This is a genomic window from Clostridium sp. (assembly GCF_040797585.1).
GTDB lineage: Bacteria > Bacillota > Clostridia > Clostridiales > Clostridiaceae > Clostridium_Z.
In genome coordinates this window covers 1-6,587 of the sequence record NZ_JBFNEO010000163.1, presented here as the reverse complement: position 1 = coordinate 6,587, position 6,587 = coordinate 1, and the positions used below count along the sequence as shown (strand labels likewise).

Here is a 6,587-nt window from a genome sequence, read left to right as displayed (position 1 = left end):
TAAGACCTATGGTTCAATTAGATGGAGGTAGATTTGCAACTTCTGACTTAAATGATTTATATAGAAGAGTTATAAACAGAAATAACAGACTTAAGAAGCTTCTTGATTTAGGAGCTCCTGACATAATAGTTAGAAATGAAAAGAGAATGCTTCAAGAAGCAGTAGATGCTCTTATAGATAATGGTAGAAGGGGAAGACCAGTTACTGGACCGGGAAATAGACCGCTTAAATCTTTATCAGATATGTTAAAGGGTAAGCAAGGTAGATTTAGACAAAACCTTCTAGGTAAGAGAGTTGACTATTCAGGAAGATCTGTTATAGTTGTTGGACCAGAACTTAATATGTATGAGTGTGGACTTCCAAAAGAAATGGCATTAGAATTATTCAAGCCATTTGTTATGAAGAAGTTAGTTGAAGATGGAATAGCTCATAACATTAAGAGTGCAAAGAGAATGGTTGAAAGAGTTCAGCCACAAGTATGGGATGTATTAGAAGAGGTTATAAGAGAGCATCCAGTTCTACTTAACCGTGCACCTACTCTTCATAGACTTGGAATTCAGGCATTCCAACCAGTACTTGTTGAAGGTAGAGCTATAAAACTTCATCCTTTAGTATGTACAGCTTATAATGCTGACTTTGATGGAGACCAAATGGCGGTTCACGTACCACTTTCTGTTGAAGCTCAAGCAGAAGCAAGATTCTTAATGTTATCTGCAGGTAATATACTTAAGCCATCCGATGGTAAGCCAGTTTGTGTACCTACACAGGATATGATACTGGGATCTTACTATTTAACATTAGATAAGGATGGAGAAATCGGAGAAGGAAGATTATTCTCATCTCTTGAAGAGGCGTTAATGGCTTATCAAGTAAATGAGATAACCTTACATTCAAAAGTGAAAGTAAAGGTATCTAGAGAAATTGATGGAGTTACTTATAGTGGATTAATAGATACAACTGTAGGTAAGTTAATATTTAATGAATCTATACCTCAAGATTTAGGCTTTGTTGATAGAAGTAATCCGGAAAATAATTTAACATTAGAAGTAGACTTTTTAGTTGATAAAAAGAAACTAGGATCTATTGTTGATAAATGTTATATGAAATACGGTCCGACAGAGACTTCTGTAATGCTGGATCAAATAAAAGCAAAGGGATATCATTACTCTACAATAGGAGCTATAACAGTTGCTGCTTCTGATATGATAGTTCCTGATGCAAAAGCAGTGCTATTAAAAGAGGCTGAAGAAACAGTTGATAAGATAGAGAAGATGTATAAGAGAGGTCTTATATCTGAAGATGAAAGATATGAGAGAGTCATCGAGAAGTGGACTAAAACTACAGAAGAAGTAGCTGATGCACTTATGGGCAGCTTGGATAGGTTAAATCCAATATTCATGATGGCGGATTCAGGAGCGAGAGGATCTAAGTCACAGATTAAACAGCTTGCTGGTATGAGAGGACTTATGGCAGCTCCATCTGGTAAGATAATAGAACTTCCTATAAAGGCTTCCTTTAGAGAAGGTCTAGACGTTCTTGAATACTTTATATCTACTCACGGAGCTAGAAAGGGTAATGCTGATACGGCTCTTAAGACAGCTGACTCAGGATACTTAACAAGAAGACTTGTTGATGTAAGCCAGGATGTTATAGTAAGACAAGAAGATTGTGGAACAAATGACGGTATTATTGTAACAGAGATAAAAGAAGGAAATGAAATAATAGAAGATCTTAAGGAAAGATTAACTGGTAGATATACTGCTGAGGATATAATAAATCCAAATACAGGAGAACTTGTAGTTGCTAAAGATAGCTATATGAATGGTGATTTAGCAGAGAAGGTAACTAAGGCTGGTATAACTAAGGTTAAGATAAGATCTGTATTTAAGTGTGATGCTAAGATTGGTGTATGTTCTAAGTGCTATGGTATGAACATGGCAACTGCTGAGAAGATAAATATAGGAGAAGCAGTTGGTATAATAGCTGCTCAATCTATAGGAGAACCAGGAACTCAGCTTACAATGAGAACATTCCATACTGGTGGAGTTGCTACTAGTGCCGATATAACTCAAGGTCTTCCAAGAGTTGAGGAATTATTTGAAGCAAGAAAACCAAAGGGATTAGCAATAGTAACAGAAATATCAGGTACTGTTAAGATAGAGGAAACAAAGAAAAAGAGAACTGTTGTTGTAACTGGAGAAGAGGAAGTTAAAGAATACGATATTCCTTTTGGATCAAGATTAAAGGTAAGTAATGATGATATCATTGCTGCTGGAGATGAGGTTACAGAAGGTTCAGTAAACCCTCATGATATACTGAAAATAAAAGGAATAGAAGGAGTAAGAAAATACTTACTTTCAGAAGTTCAAAAAGTTTATAGACTTCAGGGTGTTGATATAAATGATAAACACTTAGAAGTTGTTGTTAGACAAATGACTAGAAAAGTTAAAATCGTTGAAGCTGGAGATACTGAGATGCTTCCAGGAACAATGGTTGATATATTTGACTTTAACGAAGCGAATAAGATAGTTAGAGAGGAAGGCGGAGTAGAAGCAGTTTGTGAGTATGTACTTCTTGGAATCACAAAGGCAGCTCTTGCAACAGACTCATTCTTATCTGCGGCTTCATTCCAGGAAACAACAAAAGTACTTACAGATGCAGCTATAAAGGGTAAGATAGACCCACTAGTTGGACTTAAGGAAAATGTTATTATAGGTAAGTTAATACCAGCAGGTACAGGTATGACTAAATATAGATCTGTAAAGTTAAATACAGATAAGGAAGACCTAGATATTGAGTTAACAAATACCATTGAGTAAACACATAGATTTTATTGACAGTTAGACTACTAAATGATAAAATACAACTTGTGTGATTTTTTAAAATTATATACTCTAGTGGTTTAAAGATGTCTACATGTATTCATGAGAGGCAAAGTAAATGCTTTGCCTCCATCATATTGTCATTTAGGGAGGGAATATCATGGTAGACAGGGTTTTAGGAAAAAAAGTGGCTGGAGTTAAACAAGCCACAAAGGCCATTAAGAGTGGAGCAGTAAAAGTTCTCTACGTGGCAAGTGATGCTGATTTTAAACTTATAAAACCTTTACTTGAAGTTGCAAAAGAATTTCAAGTTGAGATTCAGTACATAGATACTATGAAAGAATTAGGAAAGCTATGCAGTATAGATGTAGGGTCAGCAGCTATGGTTACAATAAAAGAATAATTAAGCTATTTCCTAAAATTTAACATATAGATGATTAAATTTTAAAATTTTTTAGGAGGTGAAAAATTATGCCAACTATTAGCCAATTAGTAAGAAAAGGCAGAAAGACAGCAACAACAAAATCAAATTCACCAGCATTAAAGGAATGTCCTCAAAAGAGGGGAGTTTGTACAGTAGTTAAAACTATGACTCCTAAGAAGCCTAACTCAGCTTTAAGAAAAGTTGCAAGAGTTAGACTTACTAACGGATACGAAGTATCTGCTTACATTCCAGGTGTAGGCCACAACTTACAAGAGCACAGTGTTGTTCTAATAAGAGGTGGAAGAGTTAAGGACTTGCCAGGGGTTAGATACCACATACTAAGAGGAGCATTAGATTGCTCAGGTGTAGCTAACAGAATGCAGTCAAGATCTAAGTACGGTGCAAAGAGACCAAAGCAAAAGTAATAGTTTAATGTTGATTAGTGCTATGTCTTCAGTATTTGAATATATATAGGAAGTTTATATAGATTGTCTTGCAGAAGATAGAGCACTTTACGGCATGAAGTTACAATGTCGAGTACCGATGACTTAAATATTCATTGTTAAGGAGGGAAGAAAAGTGCCAAGAAAAGGACATATAGCAAAAAGAGATGTTTTACCAGATCCAATATACAATAGTAAGGTAGTAACTAAGCTAATAAACAGCATAATGGAAGATGGTAAAAGAGGAGTAGCTCAAAAGATATGCTACGACGCATTTTCAATAGTTGCAGAGAAAACTGGAAAGGAAGCAATCGAAGTTTTCGAAGAAGCTATGAATAATATAATGCCTTTATTAGAGGTTAAAGCAAGAAGAATAGGTGGAGCTACTTATCAAGTTCCAATAGAGGTAAGACCAGAAAGAAGACAGACATTAGGAATCAGATGGTTACTAATAGCTGCTGGCAAGAGAGGCGAAAAGTACATGAGAGAAAGACTAGCTAATGAGCTAGTTGATGCTTCTAACAACACAGGTGCTGCTGTTAAGAAGAGAGAAGATACTCATAAGATGGCTGAAGCTAATAAAGCATTCGCACACTACAGATACTAATAAAAAACTGTTTTGGCTTTTAAAGTCAAAACAGTTTTGTCAAATTTAAAAGTACAAATTGAGAGGAGGAATAAACCGTGGCTAGACAATTCCCATTAGAAAAGTTCCGTAATATCGGAATAATGGCGCATATAGATGCGGGAAAAACGACAACAACTGAACGTATACTGTTCTATACAGGAAAGACTCATAAGATAGGTGAAACTCATGAAGGTGCTGCAACTATGGACTGGATGGTTCAAGAGCAAGAAAGAGGTATAACAATTACTTCAGCAGCAACAACTTGTCAGTGGAAAGGTCACGCTATAAACATAATAGATACACCAGGACACGTAGACTTTACAGTTGAAGTTGAGAGATCTTTAAGAGTTCTTGATGGTGCTGTAACAGTACTTGATGCTAAGAGTGGAGTTGAACCACAAACTGAAACTGTTTGGAGACAGGCAGACAAGTACGGAGTACCAAGAATGATATATGTAAATAAGATGGATGCTACAGGAGCTAACTTCTTTACATGTGTTAATTCTGTAAGAGATAGATTAAAAGCTAATGCTGTTCCAATACAAATTCCAATAGGTCAAGAAGATCAATTCATAGGAATGATTGACTTAATAACCCAAAAGGCTATTATACATAAGAATGACCTAGGAACTGAAAAGGAATATACTGAAATACCAGAAGACTTAAAAGATCAAGCTGAAGAATACAGAATGGCTATGATAGAAGCAATAGCTGAATCTGATGAAGAGCTTATGATGAAGTACTTAGATGGTGAAGAAATAACAGAAGAAGAAATTCATGCTGGTATAAGAAAAGCTACAATAGCTAACCAAATGATAGCTGTTATATGTGGATCTTCTTATAAAAACAAAGGTGTTCAGGAAATGATAGATGCAGTTGTTACATACATGCCATCTCCATTAGATATTCCTGCTATAAAGGGAATGAATCCTGATACTAATGAAGAAGAAGAGAGACCGGCTGATGATGAAGCTCCAATGTCAGCATTAGCATTTAAGATAGCAACTGATCCATTCGTTGGAAAACTTGCTTTCACAAGAGTTTACTCTGGAGTAATGGAAAGTGGTACTTATATCAAAAACTCCACTAAGGGTAAGAAGGAAAGAGTAGGAAGAGTTGTTAAAATGCACGCTAACCATAGAGAAGAAGTTTCAGAGCTAAGAGCTGGAGACTTAGGAGCTATAGTTGGATTAAAAGATACAACAACTGGAGATACTTTATGTGCAGAAAAATCACCAGTAATTCTTGAATCTATGGAATTCCCAGAACCAGTTATACACGTTGCTATAGAGCCAAAGACAAAAGCAGGTCAAGAAAAGATGGGTATAGCTTTAGCTAAGCTTGCAGAAGAAGACCCAACTTTCAAGACTCATACAGATCAAGAAACTGGTCAAACAATAATAGGTGGAATGGGAGAGCTTCACTTAGAAATCATCGTTGATAGACTTCAAAGAGAATTCAAGGTTGAATGTAATGTTGGTGCTCCTCAAGTTGCTTATAAGGAAACTATCAGAAAGGCTGTTAAGGCTGAAGGTAAGTTTGTAAGACAATCAGGTGGACGTGGACAATACGGACACTGTTGGATAGAAATGATACCAACAGAAGGAGAATATGAGTTCGAAAACGCAATAGTTGGAGGATCTGTTCCAAGAGAATACATTCCTGCTATTGATAACGGAATTCAAGAAGCTTCTGATAGTGGTATAATTGGTGGATATGAAGTTATAAACTTCAAGGTTAAGTTATTTGATGGATCCTACCATGATGTTGACTCATCTGAAATGGCATTTAAGATTGCAGGATCTATGGCATTTAAGAATGCTATGGCTAAAGCAGATCCAGCATTACTTGAGCCAATGATGAAGGTTGAAGTAACTGTACCAGAAGAGTACATGGGAGATGTTATGGGAGACATTAACTCTAGAAGAGGTAGAATAGAGGGAATGGAAGCAAGAAATGGAGCTCAAATCATAAGATCATTCGTTCCACTTTCTGAGATGTTTGGATATGCAACTACTCTAAGATCAAGAACTCAAGGTAGAGGTACTTATTCTATGGAATTTGATCACTATGAAGAAGTTCCAAAGAGCATACAAGAGAAAGTTGTAGGAAATAAAGCTTAATTTAAAGTTTATAAATAATATATTTGATTATTTGTAAAATAATATTATAATATTTATGTAAAAATATATATATTCAATTCAAGGAGGAATAAAACAATGGCAAAGGCAAAATTCGAGAGAAATAAACCTCACGTTAACATTGGAACA

5 protein-coding genes are annotated in these 6,587 nt (G+C 35.6%); all 5 read left to right on the top strand.

Annotated elements, in window-relative coordinates:
* Positions 1 to 2,819, top strand: a 2,819-nt coding sequence (gene rpoC / locus AB2369_RS10195; protein ID WP_367666374.1) for a DNA-directed RNA polymerase subunit beta', incomplete at its 5' end; no start/stop codon positions are given.
* Positions 2,820 to 2,982: 163 nt separating this feature from the next.
* Entirely contained in the window at positions 2,983 to 3,225 is a 243-nt protein-coding gene (locus AB2369_RS10190) for a ribosomal L7Ae/L30e/S12e/Gadd45 family protein (RefSeq protein ID WP_367666373.1), read from the top strand.
* 68 nt (positions 3,226 to 3,293) lie between these two features.
* Positions 3,294 to 3,671, top strand: coding sequence for a 30S ribosomal protein S12 (gene rpsL, locus AB2369_RS10185; protein WP_367666372.1), 378 nt, complete (start codon positions 3,294 to 3,296; stop codon positions 3,669 to 3,671).
* Positions 3,672 to 3,825: 154 nt separating this feature from the next.
* The gene (rpsG, locus tag AB2369_RS10180; RefSeq protein WP_367666371.1) at positions 3,826 to 4,296 is read left to right on the top strand and encodes a 30S ribosomal protein S7; all 471 of its coding nucleotides are present in this window, start codon (positions 3,826 to 3,828) and stop codon (positions 4,294 to 4,296) included.
* Positions 4,297 to 4,373: 77 nt separating this feature from the next.
* On the top strand, positions 4,374 to 6,440 hold the full coding sequence (gene fusA, locus AB2369_RS10175) for an elongation factor G (RefSeq protein ID WP_367666370.1): 2,067 nt from the start codon (positions 4,374 to 4,376) through the stop codon (positions 6,438 to 6,440).
* Positions 6,441 to 6,587: the final 147 nt, after the last annotated feature.

Excerpts from the sequence above, each read along its gene's own strand:
- AB2369_RS10190 (WP_367666373.1), top strand. The coding sequence starts at position 2,983 with ATGGTAGACAGGGTTTTAGGAAAAAAAGTGGCTGGAGTTAAACAAGCC.
- rpsL (WP_367666372.1), top strand. The coding sequence starts at position 3,294 with ATGCCAACTATTAGCCAATTAGTAAGAAAAGGCAGAAAGACAGCAACA.